Consider the following 25,545-nt stretch of genomic DNA (forward strand, 5'->3'; position numbering starts at 1 on the left):
CTAAACTAAACTTGAAAAAATTAAAAATAACCATGAAAAAACTAATTGCTACCCTACTATTTATAAACATATTTGTTGCTTTACAGGCTCAAAAATTAGAAAACAAAATTCCCAATACTTCCGATATTGTAGTCGTTGCCGATGCTGATAATTTATTCAAATTAATAAACATTTCAGAAATAGACAACAGTTTTTTAGGCGAAGAAATGTTAAAAGTCATTAATAGAAGCAGAGAAAAAAAAGTAAGCTCAGTGGGTGGCGCAGGAATTGCTATAAAATCAAACGCGTATTACTTTTTTGAAAGAACTGATAGTATTTCATACCATACATTTTTAGTGAAAATCAACGATAAAGCTCGTTATCAAGCGATGTTGAAATCAAGAGATTTAAAGAAAATTAAAAAAGAACAAGGGTACAGTTATATTCAAAAAAACAGCGAATTAATGCTTTGGAATAATGAGTTTCTTGTCTTTGTAAAAGGCGATAAACACCGTGGGTATTTTAAGCAACATACCGAGCGTTTTGAAAAACTAAAACAAGAAGGACAATCGATGTATGCTGTAAAAAAATCCCTGTCAAAACAATGGATTTTACAAAAAGGATTTTCAATAGCAACTAATGGTTTATTAACTTCAATTGCGGTAAATCCAAGCTTTCAAAAGGCGAAAAAAAGAAATGCTGCTGCAACACTTTGGGTGCGTAATTATGGCGAATTAATAGCCGATGTAATTGGTTCTTTAGGAAGAGGTTTAAAATCATCAATAGCTTCATTAATGCCTCAAAACGGTGAAAACATCAACGGAATAGAAACGGTAAGTGCTAATCTATTTTTTAATAAAAAAAATGCCAATTTATTATTAGAAATGACTGTTAGCGATGACATGAAAAAATCGTTCAAAAAGATTTATAATCAAAAAATGAACAGCACTCTAATTAATAGTTTTAATCATGATAATGCCTTGGCTTTTTGGAGTGTTTCTATAAATACCGAACAATTATTGCTAGAATATCCGGCAATGGTTGACAAAATGTATGGCGGAATGTTTCCAAAATTTAGTCAAGAGATTAGCGTTGTTGGCGATGTATTATCATTAATTATAGATGAAAAAGCAATGGCAAGCTTAGTTACTGGTGATGCTTTATTTGTATTAAATGGTTTTGAAAAAAAACAGGTATCATATAAATCATATAAATATGATGACAATTACAAACGTAAAGAAATAACCAAAACAAAAGAAACATTAATGCCGGATTTTACTTTTATGATGGGCTCAAAAGAAGAAAAGTTACTAACAAAATTATTCAAATTAGGGCAAAAGCACAAGTTGCTAAAAGGAGTAAAAAATGTTTTTGAATTGGATGTTAAAAAAGCAAAATTACCGTTTAATGTATATGCGGTTATAAAAAAGGAGGTGCTTTATATTACAAATTCAAAAGTAAGGGCGGTAAAATTATCGCTAGGAAAAACAAGTTTTAAAACAAGAAAACACCGCAGGTTAATTAAGAAAAATTCAAGTGTTTTATTTGCCGATGTAAACGCGTTACTTGCTCATTTACCAAAAAAATCATTTCGAAGTACTGAAAGAAAAATGATTGCTTTTTCGAATGATAATATTCAGGATGTTCGTTTTGTGGTTTCAAAAATGAAAGGAAACAAAATAGCATCAAAAGTTGAATTAAATACCAAGGGTAAACAAGAAAATACCTTAAAATTATTGTTTGATTTTATAAATAATGTTGCAAAGTAACGAAATGTTTAAAAAAATATTATTTGTTGTTTTTCTGCTGATTAGCACACTGTTTACCTTCGGATATTTTAAGTATTATCCCAGAGAAAATACGGCTGTTAAAATACCTGTTTCTGCGGATGTAATTATTCGTGTAAATTTACGTGAAATAGCATATAATATGTTAAAGGATGTTGTAAAACATCCTTTAACATATTTAAAATCGTCTAAAAAAAATAAGCAAACTAAAGTTGGTTCTTTGTTTGAACAGCTTAAAATTCCTTCGGATGTTTTTTTTTATAGCAATAACGATATTTTAAAAAATACATGGGTAAGTACTGTTATTGAAATCAAAAATAAAGCGGATTTATTATCCTTTTTTAATCAAGATAAATTTGTTAAAAAATCACTTGAAAATGCTGTTTATTTCATCAGTAAAAAGACGGTTTATTTTATCAATAATAATCAATTAAGAATTGTTTTTAATATAGATGAAATTACTAAAGTTGAAACGAAACTAAAGATTCTTTTAAATACAAAGGAGTATTTAAAAGATGAAAACAGCATTGTTCAGAAATTAAAAAACAGCAAAGAACTTATTGCTTTATCAACTAAAACTAACGATTTTTTAGAACTTGGAATTGATGAAAATGAAATATCAATACTTGGAGAATTATCTGAAAAAAACACGCCTTTTTTATCTTCTGAAAACAATATAAATAATGGCTTATTAGCAACTGTTTCAGGAAAAGTAAAAAAATCTTTTTTGAGCGATTATTTAGATAAATCATCAAAAGATAGGTTTAAAAAATTCACAAATTTATCAATCGATAGTCTTCAAAGGCATTGGAATGGTGAATTTAATGCCAATTTAAATGCTTTTATCCAACGAAAAGATAGCGTTGTAACGTATCAATATGATGATGATTTTAATAAAATTGCAAAAACAACGATTCAAAAAACAATAATTCCTGATGTAAATGTAAGTTTTGGAGGCGGTGCTTTTTTAAATTATTTAGCATCAAAAAAAGCACTAAAAAATATTAATGAAAAAAAAATATTGCTTGTAAATCCGTTGTTTAAAACCTATGCTTATCAGCAAGAAAAGAGCTTGTTTTTATCTTCAAAAGATGAATCTAATACTATTTTAAATAAGGAAAAGAACAAGAAGTTTAATCAGCACGCTAAATTTTTACTTTTTATAGAGGTAGAAAAATATTTAAAAACTCAAGATACTTCTTTAGAAAATTTCACGAAGTATTTAGCTGAAATAAAAACAATAAAGGCAGTGGTTAGCACTGATAATAAGGTGTCGGTTAAAGTTTGTTTTAAAACAAGTGCGCTAAATTTTTTATATCAAACAATTAAGTAACACCCTGTTTGTGAAATTAGTTTAAAGAAGGGCTTGCGGTTAGTTGAAATATAGGAATAGTAACGATAAATTCTTCAAGAGTTTCGGTATTAATCATTTTGTAATTTCCTTTCATTGCACCTGTTGTTGATAGTAAAAAACAGTTTGATCGGTATTTAAAAATATCGTTTGGTTTTAAAACAGGAGTTTCGCCAACTACCCCTTTACCCACTACGTGTTCTGTGTTTTTAAGAGCGTCCATAATAATCCAAAAACGTTCTAAAAGTTGTACGGTGTCGGTAGAATTATTTTCAATAGAAATATAATAACTAAAAGAAAAATATTCATGTTCACCTTGGTTAACCACACCATTAAAATTGGTTTCGATTGCTATTTTAATACCCTTGCTTATTTGTTGTAACATAGTTTTATTTTTTTTATTAAGAAGTTTTAATTGATGAACACCAAGTTACCTATTTTGATTAAAGTAGCCATTCCCAAGTCCGATAACACGGTGGTAAGTTTCGCCGAAAGGCTTATAATATACGATAACTGTATATTCATTTTCGGTTTGATAGAATGAACCACTTACTTCATTTAGGTTTGTAATTTGCTTGTTACTTAGTGTTACATACTTATAATTATAAAACCCTTGTTTGAATTTAATTGCAGCCTGGTATTGTTCTGAAACCGTATCATATTTCATTTTATTTTCTTCGGATAATTCATAATTATTAAACGCTCCATAAATAAAAACAGCCTTATTTTGATAAGCTTCATAAGCGGCTAACGAAAAATGAACCATAGAATAATCCGCCTCTGTATTGGTGTCATTAGCCTCTAAGGTTCTTACGATAAATTGCCCGTTGATATCAGGGTTATAGGTGTACACTTTGTCTGTTCGTTCTTCGTTAAGGTATAAGTAGCTGTGATATAGTTCTTTTCGTTGTGTTTTGGCAATGCTAAAATTACTGCTACGTAAGTGTTTGGTATCAAAATTTAAAAACTCATTGCCACCCCAAAAATTTGTTTGAAGCGTATGGTTGTAAATAAGCTGTTGCTGTTTTATAAATTTTGGTTGAATATTATATCGAACCGTATTCCAATTATGGTTTTGTAATAAGGCGATATTAATTTCTTGCTGCGCATTATTTATACTTAAATTTTGATGATTTACCGTAAATTGTACCGTTTGTTTTTGATTGTTTGATTTCGCTTCTCGGCTTCTAAAAACAGCTACGCCAACGGTTGTAATATCTTCATAAAAAATACAGCGTCTTGTAAATACTAGGTCATAATTTTCATCTAAAATAGAAATTAAATAATTTCCACTTTTTGTGATGATGGTGTTTTGATTAGGAATATCAACCGTATAATGTGTGTAGGGCTGTAAGGTATTGAATGAATTACTTGTGTTTATAATTTCATTTTGATCAAACCCCTCAATATATTGACTAGAAGTTAAATTACTAGGTTTCCAATTATAGGTCATGTGTTCAATTTTATACTGATATTCTTTATTATCAGCCTCTAAATCATCAAAAGATAAGGTTAAAACACTTCCTAAACGCACAATTGCCGCAAACTGATTTTTGCTGTGTTTTGGGCGCAATTGAATTGTGTTGATGTTTTGGGCGCTAATAACAAAATGAAGGGCACTAAATAAGAAGCTTAATAGGTATTTTATCATGAATGCAAAGGTATCAAAATATAAACCAACGCTACTTATTTATTTAGAACAAATATAAATAGCTAATTATTCAAAAGATATAAATATAAATACTTACTCGAAAAAATCAAAACCTGTAAATTTGTTTTTTTTTAGAAAATCAATTTAACCAGTTCAGTTCCTATGTCAAAAGACATCCGTATTAAGAAAGGCTTGGACATCAAGCTCGTTGGCGAAGCAGCGCAAATAACTACCGAACTTCCGTTAGGTGGTGTGTTTGCAATTCAGCCAGATGATTTTCACGGCGTTATTCCAAAAATTTTAGCAAAACAAGGTACCGAAGTAAAGGCGGGTCAAGCACTTTTTTATTCAAAAAGTGATGAGCGTATTTTATTTCCAAGTCCTGTTAGTGGTAAAATTTCAGAAATCGTTCGTGGAGCCAGAAGAAAAGTTTTAGCAATTAAAATCACTGCTGATGCACAGCAGGAGTACAAAGATTTTGGTAAAAAAGATGTTGATGCAATGTCTGGTGAAGAAGTGAAAACTCACTTGTTTGCTTCAGGTTGTTGGCCATTTGTAAAACAGCGTCCGTATGACGTGATTGCAGATCCGAATCAAGCACCTAAATCAATTTTTGTATCTGCCTATGCAAGTGCACCTTTAGCAGCCGATTATGATTACGCCTTAAAAGGTAAAGAAGCTGAATTACAAACTGCATTAACTGCTTTGACAAAATTAACAGCAGGTAAAGTACACGTTTCTGTAGCAAAAAAATCAACATCATCTCCTTTTAAAGGAATGAAAGGTGTTGAATTGCACAACGTATCTGGACCGCACCCTGTTGGTAATGTGAGTACGCAAATTGCACAAATAGACCCTATTAATAAAGGGGAAGTTGTGTGGGTTGTTACACCTCAAGATTTAGTAGTTATCGGTGAGTTATTACTAACTGGTAAATTTAACGCAAAGCGTACTATTGCTTTAGCAGGATCTAAATTCAGCAAACCTCAATATGTTACTGCTTTGGCAGGAGCAAATATTGGAGATCTTGTAAAAGGGAATTTAGAAGCTGATAATGCGCGTGTAATTAGCGGAAACGTATTAAGCGGTGTTCAGGTTGATACAGCAGGATATTTAGGATACTATGAAAACATAGTAACTGCAATTCCTGAAGGTGATGATTATGAATTATTCGGTTGGAATAAACCTGTTTTTAACAAGGTTTCTACCTCAAGAGCATTTACGTTCTCTTGGTTAACTCCGAAGAAAAAATACAACTTAAATACTAATACAAACGGTGAACACAGAGCTTTTGTGGTTACAGGATCGTATGAAGAAGTATTTCCGTTGGATATTTTTCCGATGCAATTATTAAAATCTTGTAAATACAAAGACCTTGACGAAATGGAAGGGTTAGGTGCTTACGAAATTGCACCAGAAGATTTCGCTTTAACAGAATTTATTTGTGTGTCTAAACAGCCTCACCAGAAAATAATTCGTGAAGGATTAGATTTAATGAGAGAAGAATTAGGATAAGATATGGGCTTAAAACAAAACTTACATAAGTTAAAAGAAAAGTATAAAGGTACTAAGATGGCACCTGCGTTTAACGCAATCCACACCTTTTTATATTTGCCTAATGAGACGACTCACGGAGGAACTCATATAAAGGCTGCTGATGATTTAAAACGTACCATGAACATAGTAATTATGTCATTAGTACCGTGTTTAATCTTCGGAATGTTCAATGCAGGTTATCAACATAACGCTGCTATCAATGGATTTACAGAAGGAATGTCTTTCTTTAGTGGAGAGTTCTGGAATATGGCGAATTTCTTAATCGGTTTAGTGAAAATTTTACCGTTAATAATCGTATCATATGTGGTTGGTTTAGCTGTTGAAATTGTTTTCGCAGTAATAAAAGGTCACGAAGTAGAAGAAGGGTATTTAGTAACAGGAATGTTAGTTCCGTTAATTGTGCCAATCGATTTACCTTTATGGATGCTATCTGTAGCGGTAGTATTTGGTGTAGTTATCGGTAAAGAAGTATTTGGAGGTACAGGAATGAATATTTTAAATCCTGCATTAACAATACGTGCATTTTTATTCTTCGCATATCCAACTTGGATGTCGGGAGATAAAGTATGGGTTCAAGGAGCTAGAGAATTAACAGGAACAGCAGATGCTATTTCTGGAGAAACTATTCTAGGAACTTTAGCACAATCGCAACCAGTAACACATTCTGTTTCTGATATGTTCTTCGGATTTATTCCTGGTTCAGTAGGAGAAACATCTACCTTCTTAATTTTATTAGGAGCTTTATTTTTAATCTTTACAAAGATTGGAAGCTGGAGAATTATGTTATCAGCAGTAATCGGAGCTTTAGTAATGGGATTCATTTTTAATCAAGTAGTTGGTTTAGGATGGATTGGTGAAACAAGTAAGTTTTACGGATTAATGAGTTTAGATTTCTGGAAACATTTATTAATTGGAGGTTTTGCATTTGGAGCTATCTATATGGCTACTGATCCTGTATCAGCATCGCAAACCAACAAAGGAAAATGGATTTATGGTTTCTTTATCGGATTTATTTCGATTATGATTCGTGTATTTAATCCTGCCTATCCAGAAGGAGTAATGTTAGCTATTTTATTAATGAACGTTTTTGCTCCAACAATTGACCATTATGTGGTTCAAGGGAATATCAAGAGAAGATTAAAACGTGCTAAAGTTAAAACTGCCTAATTATGAGTAAGAGAACAGACAGTAATGGATATACGCTACTTTTTGCCATTGCAATGGTATTAATAGTAGGTGCGTTGTTAGCTTTTACAGCTTCATCGCTTCGCCCAATGATTGATGCAAATAAACGTATCGAAAAGCAACAAAATATTTTGTATGCGATGGGGGTAAATGAAAATGATGAATCTAGCGCAGTCTTTGTTTCTAAAGACAAAGTAGCTGGTGAGTTTTCAAAATACATCAAAAAACAAATCGTTATTGAAGGTGCTAAGGTTACTGAAGATGCGAATGCGTATTTAATCGATGTAAAAAAACAGCAAACAGCTGCAAAAGCAGGAAAAGTAAGAAAATTACCAGTATTTATTGGTGAAAAAGACGGTAAAACGTTTTACATCACGCCAATTAGAGGTAAAGGTCTTTGGGATGCTATTTGGGCATATGTTGCCTTGGATAAAAACATGGTAGTTCAGGGTGCTTTTTTCGATCATAAAGGAGAAACGCCAGGTTTAGGAGCAAATATTAAGCAACGCTATTTTATGGATGACTTTATCGGAGAAGATTTAATGAACAACGGTTCTTTTAAAGGAATTGGAGTTTCAAAATCGAATAATGATCCGAAGAACGAAGATAAAAATGATAACGAGGTAGATGCTATTGCAGGTGCAACAATTACAGGTGATGGAGTTGCTGCAATGATTAAATCTGAATTAGGTTTATACGTGCCTTACTTTAAAACATTGAAATAAATATGGGACTTTTATCAAAAAAAGACGCAGCATTAATTACAGATCCGTTATTAGATAACAACCCAATTACGATTCAAGTATTAGGTATCTGTTCAGCATTAGCAATTACAGCAGAACTTAAAGCTTCTATAGTAATGGCAGTTTCTGTATTATTTGTATTAGGTATAGGAAACGTTGTAATCTCTTTAATGAGAAACATTATTCCATCAAAAATTAGAATTATTGTACAGTTAATCGTAGTTGCTGCTTTAGTAATTATTGTTGATCAAGTATTAAAAGCTTTTGCTTACGAGTTAAGTAAAACACTTTCGGTATTTGTTGGTTTAATTATTACCAACTGTATTATTATGGGACGTTTTGAAGCTTTTGCTTTAGGAAATGGTCCTTGGAAATCATTCTTAGATGGAATTGGAAATGCATTAGGATACGGAGCTATTTTAATTGCAGTAGGTTTCTTTAGAGAGTTATTAGGTTCTGGTACTTTATTAGGATTTAAAGTATTAGGAGATCCAATAGAACAAACAGGATTGTATGCATTAGGATATGAAAATAACGGATTTATGTTATTATCTCCAATGGCATTAATTGTTGTTGGTATTATTATTTGGATACAACGTAGTAGAAACAAAGCATTAATCGAGGATTAAATCCTCTTCAATATTTATAGTTTAAATTGTTTATTGAATTTAAACTATAAATAAAAAGGAAAGAGGGAAAAATATAAAATATGGAACATTTAGAATTATTTTTCAAGTCGATATTTATTGATAATATGGTATTTGCTACATTCTTAGGAATGTGTTCTTACCTAGCAGTATCTAAAAAAGTAGCAACAGCCGTAGGTTTAGGAGCTGCCGTTATTTTTGTACTTGCTGTAACAGTACCTGTCAACTGGTTATTAGATCAATATTTATTACAGCCAGGAGCATTGTCATGGTTAGGAGATGAATATGAAGGTTACGATTTAAGTTTCTTATCATTTATTATGTTTATTGCAACAATTGCAACCATGGTACAATTGGTAGAAATTATTGTTGAAAAATTTGCCCCAGCATTGTATAATTCATTAGGTATTTTCTTACCATTAATTGCCGTTAACTGTGCAATTTTAGGAGGGTCTTTATTTATGCAATCTCGTGAAATTCCAACATTAGGTTTATCTTTAACCTATGGAATTGGTTCAGGAATCGGATGGTTTTTAGCAATTTTAGCAATTGCAGCTATTCGTGAAAAAATCAGATATTCAAGCGTTCCTGCGCCATTAAGAGGTTTAGGAATTACTTTTATTATCACTGGATTAATGGCAATCGGGTTTATGAGTTTTGGAGGTATGTTAACAGGAGGTGACGAAGAGGTTAAAACTCTAGAAGCTCCTGAAGCAGCAGTTGTTACTACAACAGTAACCGAAAACAACGTAGCAAAGGTAGAAAAGGTAAAAGAGGAAGCTGAGAAATTAGCTGATAACACTAAAAAAATTATAGAATAATGGTATTTTTAGAAGTAAGTACAGGAGGTACGGTAGCTGTAACGGTTATATCATTTTTAATAATTCTATTAATTTTAGTAGGGTTGTTATTATTTGTAAAGCAAAAATTAGCACCATCAGGACCCGTAAAAATTACCATTAATGGTGATAAAGTAATTGAAGTAGCTTCAGGAGGTACCTTATTATCTACTTTAGGTAACGAGAAAATTTTCTTGCCATCAGCTTGTGGTGGTGGTGGATCTTGTGTACAATGTGAGTGTCACGTAAATTCTGGTGGAGGTGAAGCTTTACCAACAGAAACACCTCACTTTACACGTAAAGAATTAGCACACGGAGTTCGTTTATCTTGTCAGGTTAAAGTAAAACAAGATATGGATATTTCTATTCCTGAAGAAATTTTTGGAATTAAGAAATGGGATGCAGTTGTTGTAAGAAATTACAACGTAGCTACTTTTATTAAAGAATTTGTAGTTGAAATTCCAGAAGATATGGGCTACAAAGCAGGTGGATATATTCAAATTGAAATACCAGCTTGTGAGGTAAACTATTCAGAGATGGATGTTACAGCGCATCCAGAAGAACACGACAGACCAGACAAGTTCGAAGCAGATTGGGATAAGTTTGGTTTAAGACCATTGGTAATGAAAAATACAGAAACTGTAGAAAGAGCATATTCTATGGCTTCTTATCCTGCCGAAGGAAGAGAAATTATGTTAAATGTACGTATTGCAACACCTCCTTTTGATAGAGTGAAAGGTGGATGGATGGATGTAAATCCTGGAGTTGCTTCTTCATACATTTTCAACTTAAAGAAAGGAGATAAATGTGTAATCTCAGGACCTTATGGTGAATTCTTTATCAACGAATCAGAAGCAGAAATGTTATATGTTGGTGGTGGAGCAGGTATGGCGCCAATGCGTTCTCACTTATATCACTTATTTAGAACATTAAAAACTGGAAGAAAAGTAACGTATTGGTATGGTGGTCGTTCAAAAGCGGAATTGTTTTATGTAGAACACTTTAGAGCTTTAGAAAGAGATTTCCCTAACTTTAAATTCTTTATTGCTTTATCTGATCCAACAGAAGCGGATAACTGGAAAGTTAAAACTGATGTAAATGATGAAGCTGGAGATGGGTTTACAGGATTTATTCACCAGGTAGTAATCAATGAGCATTTAGCGAAACATGAAGCACCAGAAGACTTAGAATTATATTTCTGTGGTCCACCATTAATGAACAACGCTGTTCAGAAAATGGGAGAAGATTTTGGTCTTGCTGACGAGAATATCCGATTTGATGATTTTGGAGGATAAATCTTTATCAACTAAAAAAAATCAAAAATTATATAAAACCGATACATTACTGTATCGGTTTTTTTTGTGCTTAAAAATACAGGCATTTTATCCAAAGAAATATATTTATGGTATTTGGGCTTAGAAAACGTACCTTTGCGGCAAATTACTGTAAATGATTACTTTTCAAGATTTAGATTTATCAAACCCATTACAAAACGCAATTCAAGAATTAGGTTTTGTAAACCCAACTCCAGTTCAGGAGGAAGCCTTTCCAATTATACGATCAGGTAAAGACGTTGTTGGTATTGCTCAAACAGGTACCGGGAAAACCTTTGCCTATATGTTACCGATACTTCGCGACTTGAAGTTTTCAACCCAACAACACCCAAGAGTGCTTGTTGTTGTACCAACGCGTGAATTAGTGGTGCAGGTAGTTAATGAAATAGAGAAGCTTTCAGAATTTATGACCTTACATACTGTAGGTGTATTTGGAGGGATTCCTTTAAGCAGACATAAAGAAGCTGTAGCGCAAGGTGCCGATATTATTGTAGCAACTCCAGGTCGTTTATACGATTTAGCTTTAAGTAATATTTTAAAGTTAAGGTCAATCCAAAAGTTAGTGATTGATGAAGTTGATGTAATGCTAGATTTAGGATTTAGATTTCAATTATTAAACATTTTTGAATTATTACCTGTTCGTCGTCAGAATATTATGTTTTCGGCAACAATGACTCAAGAAGTTGAAGCATTAATTGATGATTTCTTTATCGCTCCTAAAAAGATTTTTATTGCGGTAAGTGGAACACCACTTGATAATATTAAGCAAATTAGTTACGATGTACCTAACTTTTATACCAAAGTTAATTTACTAGGTGAATTATTATCAAACAGAAAAGAATATAGTAAAGTATTAGTTTTTACTCCGAATAAAAGGAATGCCGATCGATTGTTTGAATGTACAAAAGAAGATTTTCCTGGGCAATCGTGTGTAATTCACTCTAACAAAACACAAAATTATCGTTTACGTTCTATTGAACAATTCAATAAAGGCGAAAAACGTATTTTAATAGCAACCGATGTTATTGCTCGTGGATTAGATTTATCAGAAGTTACCCACGTAATTAACTTTAACACGCCTTATTTTCCTGAAAATTATATGCACAGAATCGGTAGAACGGGGCGTGCAGAAAAAGAAGGAACTTCAATTCTTTTTTCAACAGAAGCAGAATTACCAGCTAAAGCGAGAATTGAAGAATTGATGAATTATGAAATTCCAATGTTAGAAATTCCTGAAGAAGTTGAAATTTCTAAAGAATTAACAGAGGAAGAACGTCCGAAAGAAGACGGAGAAAAGAATAAAAACAGAACTTCATTAGAGTATGTTCCTGGTCCTGCTTTTCATGAAAAAAGTGAAAAGAATAGTAAAACTAATCAAGGTGGTTCTTATCGTAGAGAAATTGCGAAAAAATATAAGAAGCCTAAAACAAAAGGTGATAAGAATTATAACATGCGTAATAAGAAAAAATAATGCAAGTACTTACTAAACAAGAGCTTCATAATTTAGGGATGAATATTGCTGGTAAAAAGCTTCAGGAAATGGGCTATGAGTTTGTTGCTATTAATAGCGCATTAAAAAAACATCCTCAGTTTGTATTATATAAAAAAGGTGAACCTACTATTTTTGTGTTGGTAAAAACAACCAATAATATTCAAACACCCGAAGATTACGATTTTTTATGGATGGAAACATTTAAACAACATGCCGAAAAAAACAATGCAAAAATTTGGTTTGCAGGCATTGGTATTGCAAATTCAGAAAGCGTTGAAATGCCTGTTTTTAAAGATCAACCTTATTATGTGGCATTTGAAGATTTTATCAAGATTTAAAACATCTTAAAAAATTTTTATCGCCTAAAAAATATTTTAAAGAACACTCATTTTGTAAAAAGTGAGTGTTTTTTTATGTTTAAATTTTAAAATTATTTGAAGCTATTTCCCGCTTTCCGCACTCGCTTTTTTTGTTTGAAAAAAACAAAAAAGAGCTCAAACAATTGCTTCAATCGGGGCTAAGTTTATTTGGTTGTGTTGTTCTTTTTTATTGTTTTTTGTCAATTCGAGTGATTTTAATGACTAGAAGGAATTAAAATTGTATCGAGAATTTGAATTATTTTATATTGATAAATTTTATACAAAAAAGTTCTCGATATAATTTTTTTGAAGGAAAAAAATCACTCGAACTGACAGGTTGTTTTGTTTTTAAATAGGTAATTCAATCAATTTTTGATTATAATTTTAAAAACATCCGAAGTAGATAAAATATTAAAAACGCCATATATTTTAAATATGACAAAGAACAAATGAAAAAAGAGTTGTTCAATTGATAAAATTGTATTTTTGCATCGTATGGAAGAAACACGTGAAGAAATAATCGAAAAAGCGGTTTTAATTGGTATTATAACCCAAAAACAAAACGAAAAACAGTCTGATGAATATTTAGATGAGTTGGAGTTTTTAACCTTAACAGCAGGAGGAGTTGCTGTAAAACGCTTTGTCCAGAAAATGGAAAAACCAAATCCTAAAACTTTTTTAGGAACTGGTAAATTAGAAGAAGTAAGAATGTATATCGCATCAAAAGGCATCAGTATCGCTATTTTTGATGACGAATTATCGCCTGCGCAATTGCGTAATATTGAAAATGAATTAGGATGTAAAGTATTAGATAGAACAAATTTAATATTAGATATTTTTGCAGGAAGAGCGCAAACAAGTTCGGCAAAAGCACAAGTAGAATTGGCACAATGTCAATATTTATTACCTCGATTAACAAGATTATGGACGCATCTTGATAAGCAAAAAGGGGGTATCGGAATGCGTGGACCTGGTGAAACAGAAATTGAAACTGACCGTCGTATTATTAGAGATAAAATTACCTTATTAAAGAAAAAACTTTCTACTATTGACCGTCAAATGGCAGTTCAACGTAAGAATAGAGGTAAAATGGTACGTGTTGCATTAGTAGGTTATACCAATGTTGGTAAATCAACTTTAATGAACGTAATTAGTAAAAGTGATGTGTTTGCCGAAAATAAATTATTTGCAACTCTTGACACTACTGTAAGAAAGGTTGTAATTAAGAACATTCCTTTTTTAATGACCGATACTGTTGGTTTCATTAGAAAATTGCCAACACAATTAGTAGAATCGTTCAAATCAACCTTAGATGAAGTTCGTGAAGCTGATTTGTTATTACATGTAGTGGATATTTGTCATCCAAATTTTGAAGATCATATTGCATCTGTAAATAAAATTTTAGATGAAATAGGTGCTTCAAATAAACCTATTTTAATGGTTTTTAATAAAATTGATGCTTATACTCACGAAACTATTGATGAGGATGATTTAATCACCGAAAAATCAAAAAATCACTACACTTTAGATGATTGGAAAAACACTTGGATGAATGATTTAGGCGAAGAAAGCCTTTTTATATCGGCATTAAATAAAGACAATTTAGAAGATTTTAAAGAAAAAGTTTACGAATCGGTTAAAAAAATACATATTGAACGATTTCCTTACAATAACTTCTTATACGAAGACGATTTACCAATAGAATAAACACATAGCTTAACAATAAAAAGTGCCTAAAAATTTGTTTTTATGTGCTTTTTATTGTATGTTTAGTATCTCTTATAGAGAAAGATATTTTAACCATTTTATCCCCCCAGAAAATGAAAAATAATAAAAATAGATCACTTGCCCCATCAAAATTCCTTTTTGATAGCACTTTTCAAAGTAAATTAGAACTCCGCTTTTTCAGTATAAATTTATAAATAAAATAGCTTAATAGCGTTCAATAGTTTTTTTTAACTATCGAATGATTTTTCTTAAAGTTAAAATAAATTGTAATGAAAAACAGAATAAACATAACCGTAGCGCTTGTTTTCTTTAGTGTGTTGCAAATTTTTTCTCAAAAAAAATGTGGTACTCAGGAAGAAGTATTCGTAGATCTTAACGCCATTAATAAATGTACTGTAGAAACAGCTATCGTAAAAACAAAAGAGTCTAAAACGAAATATATTGTAACCTCAAGTACTCGGTATTTAAAAAAACGAAGCACCCCAAATGCAGAAGTTCATTTAGCGAGTAATTTAAAAACAAAGACTGTTGTTGAAACTAAAAAACCAACTAAAATAACGGAAAGCTTATTGACAATAATAAAAAATGAGGCGGAAAAAGAAAATATATCTTTTGATGCTGTTGATCATATTCCATTATTTGCGTCTTGTGATGAAAATTCACTAGACAAAGTTCATTGTTTTAATATGCAAATGGAGCAGCATATTGTTACTAATTTTGAGTATCCGAAGGAAGCTTTAAAAAAAGGAATTGAAGGCGATTTTGAAGTTAGTTTTGTGATCGATAAAAATGGAAAAGTAAAAGATATTAAAGTGTTAGGAGAAAATGACAATATTATTTTGAAAAAAGAAGCAATGCGAATTGTTTTATTACTTCCGAAGTTTACACCAGGGAAACAAAAAGGTGCTTTAGTAAGTGTTTTATATAAATTTCCAATGAATTTTACCTTAAATTAATAGTTTATTAACCAGGGGTTAACATGGTTTTAGGTTCTTTGATGAATAATATATATTTGCAGGTTTAGTTACGTTTTTTTAGTAATTAGTTGTTTTACAGTTTGATGTGGTTTGTTTTATAGAGGAAGATTAATATTGTTACTATCTTTTTTGTCAATTAATGCAATATTACGAATTTCCATAAAATAAAGAAGCTAGTAGCGTGGTTTCTAAATTACCTGAATTTTTTTCTGTAAAATATAGATTTAATTTGCCCTAGAAGAATAACTTTAAAGGCGATAACTACTTTCAAAAAAGAATTTAAACCAATCAATATGCTAAAAAAATTACTCCTATTTTTTTTTATAGCTTTTAGTGTTACTTTATCGGCACAGCGTACTTTAACAGGAAAAGTGTATGATGAATATCTAGAACCTTTTCCGAGTGCACTTATCAATTCATTAGAAAACAGCGCTATATCAGCTGCTGATGGTAGTTTTACCTTAACCACATCATTAAATTTTCCGTTTACAATACAGGTTACTGCTTTTGGATACAGAAAAGAGGTTATTGAAATTACTTCCGCAACTCAAGAATTAAATATTATTTTAAAAGAAAGCTCTTCTTTAGATGAAGTTGTAATATCAGCATCAAGATCTCCAGAACGAGTTATAGAATCGCCAGTAACTATTGAGCGCTTAGGGATTACTGATATTAAAAATAATACGTCAATTTCTTTTTATGATGGGCTTACTAATTTAAAAGGAATTGATTCTCGTGAGGCTAGTTATGGTTTCAAATCTATCAATTCTCGTGGTTTTTCTACTTTTGATAATACTCGGTTTGTGCAATTAGTCGATGGTGTTGAAACCTCAATTCCTGCCTTAAATTTTTCGGTAGGTAATATTGTAGGTTTATCAGAATTAGATGTAAAAGATATTGAAATATTACCAGGAGCTTCTTCGGCTTTATATGGTGCAAATGCCTTTAACGGTATTTTATTAATGAGAAGTAAAAATCCTTTTGATTATGACGGTATCAGTAGTTATTACAAAACTGGTTTTATTAATCAAGAAGCGTTAGGGACAGCGCAGTTTTATGATGTAGGTCTTAGAATGGCGTATAAATTTAGCAATCATTTTGCTGCAAAAGTAAATTTTGTGACCTATAAAGCAGAAGAATGGCATGCAAATGATGCTAGAAATACAACGGGAGTTGGTGGTGTTGTTACGCAAGGAAATAGAGAAAAGACCTTAGATTATGATGGTGTAAATTTTTATGGAGATGAAGTTTCTTATGAATTACCAGGTATTGGAAATGTTAGTAGAACAGGGTATGCTGAACAGCAACTGTACGATTATGATGGAAAGGCAGTAAAATTTGATGGTTCGTTTCATGTACGCCCATTTGGCGACCAAACATTAGAGGTAATATTAAATGCTCGTTTTTCATCAGGAAATAACATGTATCAAGGAGCGAATAGGTTTGCTCAAAACGATTTTTCTATAACGCAATATAAATTAGAGTTTTTAGGTGAAAACTTTTTTGTTCGTGGTTACTACACAGGTAATACTACTGGCGAAACCTATGATTTACGATTTGCAGGTATTGCTTTAAACGAGCATTATAACCCAAGTGGAAATTGGTTTAAAGAATATGGAACGGCATTTTCAGGGGCTATAAAAAATGTAACAGCAGGGAATGATAAAGCGGCAAGAAATTATGCCGATAGAAATAGGCTACAACCCGGAACAGCTGCTTTTAAACAAGCATTACACGGTATTATTGAAAAGCCTATTAATCAAGGAGGTTCGGGCTTAAGAGATAAAACACAACTATATAATGTAGAGGCGAATTATAATTTTAGAGACCTAATTAAATGGGCACAAATTCAGGTAGGTGCTTCTTATCGTAAATTTAATATTAATTCAGAAGGAACTTTATTTACCGATGTAAATAGTCCTTTAGCTTTTGATATGTTAGGAGCGTATTCGCAAATTCAAAAGAAATTTTTTGAAGATCGCTTAAAATTTACAGGATCTGTTCGTTATGATAAATCTCAAAATTTTGAAGGTAATTTTTCACCAAGGGTTGCTTTAAATTACGCGATTAAAGAAAATAAAATACTAAGAATATCGTATCAAACAGGTTTTAGAACTCCAAGTACTTTAGAACAATATATAGGTTTAAAAACAGGGCCTAATTCTTTTCTTTTAGGAACATCAAACCAAAACATAGCACGTTTTTCAACAGTAGCTAAAAATAGTAATAACACGACCAATATTATTACAGGCGCAGCTATTTTTGAAAAAGCATTTGTACTTAATAATAACGTTCCTGTTCATGTAAAACCGACGCCTATAAAATCAGAAAAAGTAACTTCTTATGAAATAGGATATAGAAGTATTTTAAATATTACACGTAGCAATGTAATGGAGTTAGATGTCAATGCTTACTATAATCAATATGATAATTTTGTTGCCAATAAAAACATCGTTGTGCCTAATTATGGTGCCGTTTTAAATGGCGTTCCTGATGCGCAGGCCTTAAAGGCTTTTTCAAATAAAGATGTTACTGCTGTTTTATTAAACACAAACACAACAGCAAAAGTAGATTCATACGGTGTTGGATTAGGCTTAACAACAAAAGTATTTAAAACATTTAATTTTGGCGCTAACTACACCTTAAGTAAAATGATATTTAACCAAGAAGATGATCTTGATTTTAAGCCCGGTTTCAACACTCCCGAACATCAAGTGAAAATAATGTTTGGTAATGCTAATTTGTTTAAAAACTTCGGATTTAACATAAACGCAAGATGGCAAGATAAATTTTTATGGCAATCTAATTTTTTAACAGGAGAAATAGAAAGTAGAACTTTACTTGATGCTCAAATAAATTGCAAAATACCTTCTTTAAAATCAAGAATTAAAATAGGAGGAACGAATTTAACAGGAAAAGACTACGTTGTGGCTCCTGGTTCAGGATTAATAGGGTCTATGTACTATATATCGTGGGTAATTAATCAATAAGTGCTTTCTATTTTATAAGTTTACTAAATAGTAGCTACAATTAACTAAAGAAAAGCACAAAAAGCCTGAACAATTTATTGCTCAGTCTTTTTTGTAGGCTTTTTTTTAGAAATTTAAAGTTATACTAATGTTAATTAAAAGTAAAATAGTGTTGGTTTTACAAGTAAAATTAATTTTTTTAAATATGATTTTTTAAAAAAAACAAAATTGAATTATGATTTTTTTTAATTATTGAAATCCTTTAAAAACACATTGTTTAGCCTTTTTTAAGCGATAGCATTTTACTTAAAGTGTTTTTTTAAAAGCTTGTATTTAAGAGGTATAAAATAAAAAACATAGAATTAAGTTGTTTTATTTTAAAATTTCATACTTTTGCATTGTGTTAATATGACTTTTTTGTTATATATAATGCAAGTAAATTCCACCATTATGAAAAATTTATTATTTTTTTCCTTGTTAATTATAGTTAACATGTTTTCTACTGTTCAAGCTCAAAAGGTTTGTGAATCTCCAGATGCAAACGAAATAGACTTAAATAGCATTAGTGTTACAAAATGCACCATCAAAGAGTCTAAAAGTAAGCGAAATAAGAATAAGAAGTCTAGGCTTATTTCTGTATCAGTATCTGCAAATAAAAGACATTTAAAGAAAAGAGAGCTTTTAAAGAAGAAAGAAGTTACCGCAATTGGAGCTACGGGAGTTTCTAAGGTTTCTGAAACTGCGTTAAATGCTGAGATTACAAATACAATATCGTTGAAAAACAATATTGAAAACCTTAAAAATAAATTATCAAAAGAAGAGGTTCGAAAAGCATTAAAATTTACATCTGTAGATAAAATACCTGTTTTTGATGCTTGTAAAAAAGCAGAAAAGGGTGAAGAATCTGATTGTTTTAATAATGAAATGATGCGTCATATTTCTAAGTATTTTAGTTATCCAGGAGAGGCTGTTAGACAAAATTTACAAGGAGATGTTTGGGTTCGTTTTATTATTGACAAAAGCGGTTACGTAAAAAACATCAAAACATTAGGACCTGATAATGCTGAAATATTAAACAATGAAGCTGCTCGTGTAGTTTTAAAGTTGCCAAGGTTTAAGCCAGCAAAAAAAGAAGGAAAGCGTATTTCTGTAAAGTATGGTTTTCCAATTAATTTCTCTTTAGAGGAGTAAAAATAATTTTAAATTATAAAACACGTTAAAATGTTTAAAAAATATTCAATAATTATTGTTTTTGCCTTGTTTAGTATGGTGTCATACGCACAGGTAGAGGTAAAAGGTTTGGTTTATGATGAATATCTAGAGCCTTTTTACAATGCTAAAATTACTGTTTTAGGTGTAAATACATTATCTGATCAAGATGGTGGATTTACTTTAAAAGTATCTAAAAACTTCCCTATAACTTTAAGAGTTTCTGCTTTTGGTTATCAAACAGAAGAATTGGTAGTTGAAGGTTTAGATAAGTCAATTAATATCATTTTAAAAGAAGCATATCTTTTAGATCAAGTAGTTATATCAGCTTCTAGAGTTCCGGAACGAATTATTGAATCTCCTGTAACTATTGAGCGTTTTGGTTTAAACGATATTAAAAACACCACTTCAAATTCTTTTTATGATGGTTTAACTAATTTAAAAGGAATACAGTCACGAGAGGGTGGTTACGGATTTAAATCAGTAAATACAAGAGGTTTTTCAGATTTTAGTAATTCTAGATTTATCCAAATGGTAGATGGTATGGATACTGCAGCACCAGCCTTAAATTTTAGCCCAGGTAATTTATCAGGAGTTTCTGATTTAGATATTAATAATGTAGAGATTTTACCAGGAGCTTCTTCTGCATTATATGGAGCTAATGCTTATAACGGGCTTATGTTATTAACAACTAAAAATCCTTTTGATTTTACAGGTATTAGTGTTTTAATTAAAAGTGGAAATACTTACCAAAAAACAGCAGGAAACAATACTTTTTATGATGCTTCTATTCGTATGGCTTATAAATTTAGTGAATCTTTAGCTGCTAAAGTAAATTTTAATTACCTTACAGCTGAAGAGTGGCACACTAATAACAGGAGAAATAAACAAATTGATACCAATAAAATTATAGAAGGTAATAGAGATAATACTTTAAATTTTGATGGTGTTAATATATACGGTGATGAATTTGATTACAGTACTAAGTTGTTAGATTTAGCTGGATATGATGAGGACTACTTTCTTGGTGCTGAATATGATGATTTTGATTTTTCTAAAGATTTTAATCTTAGTAGAACAGGGTATTCAGAGAGAGAGTTATTAGGTAATAATCAAATAATTAAAAACTTAAAATTTGATACATCTATACATTACAGACCTTTTAAAGACGAATCGTTAGAATTAATTGTAGCAACAAAAATTTCAACAGGTAATAGTCTTTTTCAAGGAATTTCAAGATATGCACAGAGAGAATTTTATGTTAATCAATCTAAATTTGAAGTAAAAGGAAGTAACTTTTATGTAAGAGCTTATTATACATTAAATGATGCTGGGAATTCTTTTGATTTAAATAGAACAGGTAGTATAATGACATCATTATCTGGTGAATATTGGGGCTACGATTATTACGAAAATCTACGTAGATCTCTTGATGCTAATAATATAGGGTTTCAAGATTTTCAGAAATATCCAGAACTATTAAAACAAGCAAGAGCATACGCTGATTCATTTACATTAAAACCTGGCACAACAGCATTTAATAAAGAATTAGAAAGAGTAAAATCAACATTAATTACCAAAGGAGGTAGTCAAATATATGATAAAAGTGCCTATTCACATGCAGAAGGAAATTATAACTTTAGTTCTTTATTAAATAATTGGGGAGATGTTCAAGTAGGAGGATCTTTTAGACAATACAATCCCAATTCTAAAGGAACAATATTTAATGATGCTAAAGAAGCTATTAAGGTAAATGAGTATGGTTTTTATAGTCAAGTTCAGAAAAAAATTTTAGAAAACAGATTAGGATTAACAGCATCTTTACGTTATGATAAATCTCAAAATTTTGAAGGTAACTATTCTCCTCGTTTAGCTATAAATTATGCTTTAGGAGAGGATAAAAATCATTTTGTAAGAGCTTCTTATCAAACAGGTTTTAGAAACCCAACAATACAAGAACAGTACTTGATGAACCAACCAGGTAGGAAAATGAATCTAGGAACATCAAAAGAGAATCTAGATAGAATTTCTATAGGTAGAAATTACGATAAATTATATAACAATAATTATAGTCCTGCATTAGACGGTATTATTTCAGGCAATGATATTATTAATAATTCATTACTAACTTCATCAGTATATAAATCTGATGATTATAAAGGTAAAGATTTTATAAAATCAGTATATACTGAAGTAAAGCCAGAAGAAGTTCAGACAATTGAATTAGGGTATAGAAGTATGTTTGGTATTACAGAAACAAATAACATTAATATAGATGTTAATACTTTTTATAGTAAACATAAAGATTTTGTATTTAGACAAGATATAGTAACACCTAAGGTAGGATTAGTTTATCCTTTTGGAAATAGAAAGTTAACAGCAGAGGAATTAGCTGATCCAATTATAAAATCAGGTAAAATTGTAGATGGAGTTTTAGTTGCTGACAAATGGGCTTATAATGCACTTTATGATCTAGATGATGATGGTCATTTATTAGCCCAAGAATTTAATCTGGTTACCAATAGTAAGTCAAAAGTAACTTCTTATGGTTTTGGAATTGGTTTAAACACTAAATTATTAAAAACATTTAATTTTGGATTAAATTATAACTTTATAGATTATGAAATTAAAGATAAAGATTTAGGTTTTTTTGAGCCAAATTTTAATACACCAAAACACACAGTAAAAGTTCAGTTAGGTAACAACAATGTGTTTAATAATTTTGGGTTTAATGTAAATGCAAGATGGCAAGATGAATATAGATGGGTTTCTCAATTTGTAAAAGGAGATGTATCAGAAAGAACTGTAATTGATGCACAGTTAAACTATCGTATTCCTTCTATGAAATCTAAAATAAAAATTGGAGGAACAAACTTATTCGGTAAAGAATATATTGTAGCACCAGGATCTGGTCAAATAGGACAATTATATTATGTTTCTTGGACAATAAATAACTAAGAACTTTAGCATATATTTTACAAAAACTCGAGCATTGCTCGAGTTTTTTTGTTTTAAAAAAAAATATTTAATTTTTCAGTACTTGTTAAAATTTTATCTAAAAAAAAATATTACAGAAAAATAAGAAATCGAAGCCGTTAAACTGAATTTATTTCAGTTTTTCATTCTAATTTCTCACAGTGCTTAGCTGCTTAGCTGCTTAGCTGTGTAGCTTATTCAAGAATGAACTTGTAGATTTTAGACAACTAATTCTTTATTTAAAAAGAATCTATTTTACCTTTATAAAAGTGTTTTTTAGGTGTTTTTGTTACTCTATTTGACTGATTAACTTATATTTGTCTAACCTTCCCTTCACACATTTATTTTCCTTCCCCTCAGGAAAAATTATTTAATTAATGTAATTTTTTTGATATGATGAAAAAAATAGTGTTCCTAACGACGATGTTACTTCTATTAAACTCAGTAACAATTGCCCAAAAATTTTGTGAATCTGCAGATGAAACTGCTGAGATTGATTTAAATAGTATTAGTGTTACAAAATGTACTATTAAAGAGCCTAAAAATAAGAGTAGTAAGAAATCTAGGCTTATTTCTGTAACAATATCTGCAAATAAAAGGCATTTAAAAAAGCGAAAAACTTTAAAGAAACAAGAGGTCGCAAGTCTTGGAGGTATAAATACTGTTGAAGTTGGCGAAATAGTTAAGAACTCTGAAATTACAGGTGCAGTCGTACTAAAAAACAATATTGAAAACCTTAAAAATAAATTATCAAAAGAAGAAGTTCGAAAGGCTTTAAAATTTACAGCTGTAGATAAAATACCCGTTTTCAAAGCTTGTGAAAAAACAAAGAAATCAGAAATTTCAGATTGTTTTAATACCGAAATGATGCGTCATATTTCTAAATATTTTAGCTATCCACTAGAAGCGATTAAACATGGCGTTAAAGGTGAAGTTTGGGTTCGATTTATTATTGATAAAACAGGTCGTTAAAAACATTAAAACACTAGGCCCTGACGGTGCTACAATATTAGATAACGAAGCGGTTCGTGTAGTTGCTATGCTACCTAAATTTAAATCCGCTAAAAAAGATGGAAGTTATACGACTGTAAAGTATGGTTTTCCAATTAATTTTTCACTAGAAGAGTAGAAGTAAAAAAAAATTTTTAAAAGAAATTTTACGATGTTAAAAAAATAATTAATAGGGATGTTTTTTATTTTTTGTAGCGTAATTACATACGCACAAATAGAAATAAAAGGAGGGGTTTACGATGAGTATCTAGAGCCTTTTTATAATGCTAAAATCACTATAAAAACAGAAAGTACTACTACTTTTACAGATGGTAAGTTTGCCTTGAAAACCTTGCGAAAATTACCGGTAACGCTAATAATTTCTGCTTTTGGTTATCAAACAGAAAAACGGATTATTAGAAGTTTAGATACGCCAATAAATATTATATTAAAAGAAAATTTATTACTAGATCAAATTGTTATTTCTGCATCTAGGGTTTCTGAAAAAATTATTGAATCACCAGTAACAATTGAAAGATTTGGTTTAACAGAGATTAAAAATACGTCTGCTAATTCTTTTTATAATGGCTTAGCAAATTTAAAAGGGGTACAATCTAGAGAAGGAGGTTATGGGTTTCAATCTATAAATACAAGAGGTTTTTCAGATTTTAGCAATTCTCGATTCGTCCAAATGATTGACGGTATGGATACCGCAGCACAGGCATTAAGTTTTAGTACAGGGAATTTTTCAGGAGTTTCAGAATTAGACATCCTTAGTGTTGAAATTTTACCAGGAGCATCTTCTGCATTATATGGAGCTAATGCTTATAATGGTTTGATGTTAATGAATACCAAGAATCCATTTGATTATACAGGAATTAGTAGCTTATTTAAAACAGGATATACCAGCCAAAAAGAAGGTGGAAATAATCCTTTTTATGACGCCTCTATACGAATGGCGTATAAATTTAATGACTATTTTGCTGCGAAAGTAAATTTTAATTATTATGAAGCAGAAGAGTGGCATGCCAATGATTTAAGAAATAAGGAAATTATTAGTCATGAAATAATTCCTGGTGATATCAGTTCGACAGTTAATTATGATGGTGTTAATACCTATGGAGATGAGATTTTTTTTGATTTGAGTCAATGGAATGGTTATTTACAATATGATATGCCTGGTAGTGCCGAAATACCTTATGGAACATATTTAAGAAGAACAGGTTATAGTGAAAGCGAGCTTTTAAAAGATGATTTTAAAACCAATAATACCCGATTTTCAGGAGCATTACACTTTAGACCTTTTAAAGATGAGCGTTTAGAAATTGAATTATCTTCTAGGTTTTCTTTAAGAGATAACCTTTTTCAAGGCACAAGTAGATTTGTACAGCGTAATTATTTTACAGAACAACATAAAATAGAAGTTAAAGGGAACGATTTTTATGTTAGAGGATACTATACTGGAAATGACTCTGGTAATTCATACGATTTAACAAAAACTGGAATTGAGCTTAATCGTTATGCTGATGATTTTTATTATTGGGAACTTGAGTATTATAACAAACATTATCTTGAAGGAAAAACAATAGCTAATACTAGAGCTTTAATAGATTTACATAGGTTAAAACCAAATACCAAATTATTTAATAAAGAGTTTAATAAAATTACATCAACATTAATTTCACAAGGTGGTAGTGCTTTATATGAAAAAAGTCATTATAAGCATTTAGATGGTAATTATAATTTTAAACGATTATTGAATAACTAGGCTG

Annotated in this window: 20 protein-coding genes; 18 read left to right on the forward strand and 2 right to left on the reverse strand. The window is 30.7% G+C overall.

Annotated features, from left to right (window positions below; translation table 11 throughout):
• Positions 1–32 precede the first annotated feature (32 nt).
• Both AQ1689_RS04815 and AQ1689_RS04820 read left to right on the forward strand, forming a co-directional pair.
• Positions 33–1,748, forward strand: a complete 1,716-nt coding sequence (locus AQ1689_RS04815; RefSeq protein WP_101955347.1) for a hypothetical protein — start codon at positions 33–35, stop codon at positions 1,746–1,748.
• 4 nt (positions 1,749–1,752) lie between these two features.
• Complete coding sequence (locus tag AQ1689_RS04820; protein ID WP_145993730.1) at positions 1,753–3,099, forward strand: hypothetical protein; 1,347 nt, start codon at positions 1,753–1,755, stop codon at positions 3,097–3,099.
• A 16-nt stretch (positions 3,100–3,115) separates the two neighbouring features.
• Here the strand turns inward: AQ1689_RS04820 and apaG are convergent, their stop codons facing one another.
• Together apaG and AQ1689_RS04830 are read right to left on the reverse strand one after the other, a co-directional pair.
• A complete protein-coding gene (gene apaG, locus AQ1689_RS04825; RefSeq protein ID WP_101955349.1) occupies positions 3,116–3,502 on the reverse strand; it encodes a Co2+/Mg2+ efflux protein ApaG in 387 nt (128 codons plus the stop codon).
• Between the two features lie 45 nt (positions 3,503–3,547).
• Positions 3,548–4,768 (reverse strand): type IX secretion system plug protein, encoded by a 1,221-nt coding sequence (locus AQ1689_RS04830; RefSeq protein ID WP_101955350.1) that lies wholly within the window; start codon positions 4,766–4,768, stop codon positions 3,548–3,550.
• Between the two features lie 162 nt (positions 4,769–4,930).
• On the opposite strand from AQ1689_RS04830, the gene AQ1689_RS04835 reads away from it, so the two are divergent.
• The 16 genes from AQ1689_RS04835 (at position 4,931) to AQ1689_RS04910 (ending at position 25,541) form a co-directional block, all read left to right on the forward strand.
• Complete coding sequence (locus AQ1689_RS04835) at positions 4,931–6,283, forward strand: Na(+)-translocating NADH-quinone reductase subunit A (RefSeq protein WP_101955351.1); 1,353 nt, start codon at positions 4,931–4,933, stop codon at positions 6,281–6,283.
• Positions 6,284–6,286: 3 nt separating this feature from the next.
• The gene (locus tag AQ1689_RS04840; RefSeq protein ID WP_101955352.1) at positions 6,287–7,492 is read left to right on the forward strand and encodes an NADH:ubiquinone reductase (Na(+)-transporting) subunit B; all 1,206 of its coding nucleotides are present in this window, start codon (positions 6,287–6,289) and stop codon (positions 7,490–7,492) included.
• Between the two features lie 2 nt (positions 7,493–7,494).
• Positions 7,495–8,235: a Na(+)-translocating NADH-quinone reductase subunit C gene (locus AQ1689_RS04845; RefSeq protein ID WP_101955353.1), complete on the forward strand. Its 741-nt coding sequence runs from the start codon at positions 7,495–7,497 to the stop codon at positions 8,233–8,235.
• Between the two features lie 2 nt (positions 8,236–8,237).
• Positions 8,238–8,882 (forward strand): NADH:ubiquinone reductase (Na(+)-transporting) subunit D, encoded by a 645-nt coding sequence (locus AQ1689_RS04850; protein WP_058886083.1) that lies wholly within the window; start codon positions 8,238–8,240, stop codon positions 8,880–8,882.
• A gap of 80 nt (positions 8,883–8,962) precedes the next feature.
• On the forward strand, positions 8,963–9,721 hold the full coding sequence (gene nqrE, locus AQ1689_RS04855) for an NADH:ubiquinone reductase (Na(+)-transporting) subunit E (RefSeq protein ID WP_101955354.1): 759 nt from the start codon (positions 8,963–8,965) through the stop codon (positions 9,719–9,721).
• Entirely contained in the window at positions 9,721–11,034 is a 1,314-nt protein-coding gene (nqrF, locus tag AQ1689_RS04860) for an NADH:ubiquinone reductase (Na(+)-transporting) subunit F (RefSeq protein WP_101914106.1), read from the forward strand. Before nqrE ends, nqrF begins: the two co-directional genes overlap by 1 nt.
• A gap of 154 nt (positions 11,035–11,188) precedes the next feature.
• Positions 11,189–12,544 carry a DEAD/DEAH box helicase gene (locus AQ1689_RS04865; protein WP_180947531.1) on the forward strand — a complete coding sequence of 452 codons (1,356 nt, stop codon included), beginning with the start codon at positions 11,189–11,191 and terminating at the stop codon, positions 12,542–12,544.
• The gene (locus AQ1689_RS04870; RefSeq protein ID WP_101955355.1) at positions 12,544–12,903 is read left to right on the forward strand and encodes a Na(+)-translocating NADH-quinone reductase subunit F; all 360 of its coding nucleotides are present in this window, start codon (positions 12,544–12,546) and stop codon (positions 12,901–12,903) included. Before AQ1689_RS04865 ends, AQ1689_RS04870 begins: the two co-directional genes overlap by 1 nt.
• Positions 12,904–13,419: 516 nt before the next feature.
• Complete coding sequence (gene hflX, locus AQ1689_RS04875) at positions 13,420–14,631, forward strand: GTPase HflX (protein ID WP_101914108.1); 1,212 nt, start codon at positions 13,420–13,422, stop codon at positions 14,629–14,631.
• A gap of 290 nt (positions 14,632–14,921) precedes the next feature.
• On the forward strand, positions 14,922–15,608 hold the full coding sequence (locus AQ1689_RS04880) for an energy transducer TonB (protein WP_101955356.1): 687 nt from the start codon (positions 14,922–14,924) through the stop codon (positions 15,606–15,608).
• 314 nt (positions 15,609–15,922) lie between these two features.
• Positions 15,923–18,619, forward strand: coding sequence for a TonB-dependent receptor (locus tag AQ1689_RS04885; protein WP_101955357.1), 2,697 nt, complete (start codon positions 15,923–15,925; stop codon positions 18,617–18,619).
• Positions 18,620–19,048: 429 nt separating this feature from the next.
• Positions 19,049–19,789: an energy transducer TonB gene (locus AQ1689_RS04890; protein ID WP_159459629.1), complete on the forward strand. Its 741-nt coding sequence runs from the start codon at positions 19,049–19,051 to the stop codon at positions 19,787–19,789.
• A gap of 30 nt (positions 19,790–19,819) precedes the next feature.
• Complete coding sequence (locus AQ1689_RS04895; protein WP_101955358.1) at positions 19,820–22,765, forward strand: TonB-dependent receptor plug domain-containing protein; 2,946 nt, start codon at positions 19,820–19,822, stop codon at positions 22,763–22,765.
• A gap of 411 nt (positions 22,766–23,176) precedes the next feature.
• Entirely contained in the window at positions 23,177–23,755 is a 579-nt protein-coding gene (locus AQ1689_RS04900) for an energy transducer TonB (RefSeq protein WP_145993731.1), read from the forward strand.
• Positions 23,736–23,912, forward strand: a complete 177-nt coding sequence (locus AQ1689_RS04905) for an energy transducer TonB (RefSeq protein WP_159459630.1) — start codon at positions 23,736–23,738, stop codon at positions 23,910–23,912. Before AQ1689_RS04900 ends, AQ1689_RS04905 begins: the two co-directional genes overlap by 20 nt.
• 57 nt (positions 23,913–23,969) lie before the next feature.
• On the forward strand, positions 23,970–25,541 hold the full coding sequence (locus tag AQ1689_RS04910; protein ID WP_101955359.1) for a TonB-dependent receptor plug domain-containing protein: 1,572 nt from the start codon (positions 23,970–23,972) through the stop codon (positions 25,539–25,541).
• Positions 25,542–25,545: the final 4 nt, after the last annotated feature.

Origin of the sequence: Tenacibaculum finnmarkense, from assembly GCF_900239185.1 — a bacterium.
GTDB lineage: Bacteria > Bacteroidota > Bacteroidia > Flavobacteriales > Flavobacteriaceae > Polaribacter > Polaribacter finnmarkensis.

Bases quoted from the DNA above. Each gene is read 5' to 3' on its own strand.
- AQ1689_RS04840 (WP_101955352.1), top strand. From the start codon at position 6,287: ATGGGCTTAAAACAAAACTTACATAAGTTAAAAGAAAAGTATAAAGGT.
- AQ1689_RS04820 (WP_145993730.1), top strand. From the start codon at position 1,753: ATGTTTAAAAAAATATTATTTGTTGTTTTTCTGCTGATTAGCACACTG.
- AQ1689_RS04850 (WP_058886083.1), top strand. From the start codon at position 8,238: ATGGGACTTTTATCAAAAAAAGACGCAGCATTAATTACAGATCCGTTA.
- apaG (WP_101955349.1), bottom strand. From the start codon at position 3,502: ATGTTACAACAAATAAGCAAGGGTATTAAAATAGCAATCGAAACCAAT.
- AQ1689_RS04835 (WP_101955351.1), top strand. From the start codon at position 4,931: ATGTCAAAAGACATCCGTATTAAGAAAGGCTTGGACATCAAGCTCGTT.
- AQ1689_RS04845 (WP_101955353.1), top strand. From the start codon at position 7,495: ATGAGTAAGAGAACAGACAGTAATGGATATACGCTACTTTTTGCCATT.
- AQ1689_RS04910 (WP_101955359.1), top strand. From the start codon at position 23,970: ATGTTTTTTATTTTTTGTAGCGTAATTACATACGCACAAATAGAAATA.
- AQ1689_RS04885 (WP_101955357.1), top strand. From the start codon at position 15,923: ATGCTAAAAAAATTACTCCTATTTTTTTTTATAGCTTTTAGTGTTACT.
- AQ1689_RS04880 (WP_101955356.1), top strand. From the start codon at position 14,922: ATGAAAAACAGAATAAACATAACCGTAGCGCTTGTTTTCTTTAGTGTG.
- AQ1689_RS04895 (WP_101955358.1), top strand. From the start codon at position 19,820: ATGTTTAAAAAATATTCAATAATTATTGTTTTTGCCTTGTTTAGTATG.
- nqrF (WP_101914106.1), top strand. From the start codon at position 9,721: ATGGTATTTTTAGAAGTAAGTACAGGAGGTACGGTAGCTGTAACGGTT.
- AQ1689_RS04900 (WP_145993731.1), top strand. From the start codon at position 23,177: ATGATGAAAAAAATAGTGTTCCTAACGACGATGTTACTTCTATTAAAC.
- AQ1689_RS04815 (WP_101955347.1), top strand. From the start codon at position 33: ATGAAAAAACTAATTGCTACCCTACTATTTATAAACATATTTGTTGCT.
- hflX (WP_101914108.1), top strand. From the start codon at position 13,420: ATGGAAGAAACACGTGAAGAAATAATCGAAAAAGCGGTTTTAATTGGT.
- nqrE (WP_101955354.1), top strand. From the start codon at position 8,963: ATGGAACATTTAGAATTATTTTTCAAGTCGATATTTATTGATAATATG.
- AQ1689_RS04865 (WP_180947531.1), top strand. From the start codon at position 11,189: ATGATTACTTTTCAAGATTTAGATTTATCAAACCCATTACAAAACGCA.
- AQ1689_RS04830 (WP_101955350.1), bottom strand. From the start codon at position 4,768: ATGATAAAATACCTATTAAGCTTCTTATTTAGTGCCCTTCATTTTGTT.
- AQ1689_RS04890 (WP_159459629.1), top strand. From the start codon at position 19,049: ATGAAAAATTTATTATTTTTTTCCTTGTTAATTATAGTTAACATGTTT.
- AQ1689_RS04870 (WP_101955355.1), top strand. From the start codon at position 12,544: ATGCAAGTACTTACTAAACAAGAGCTTCATAATTTAGGGATGAATATT.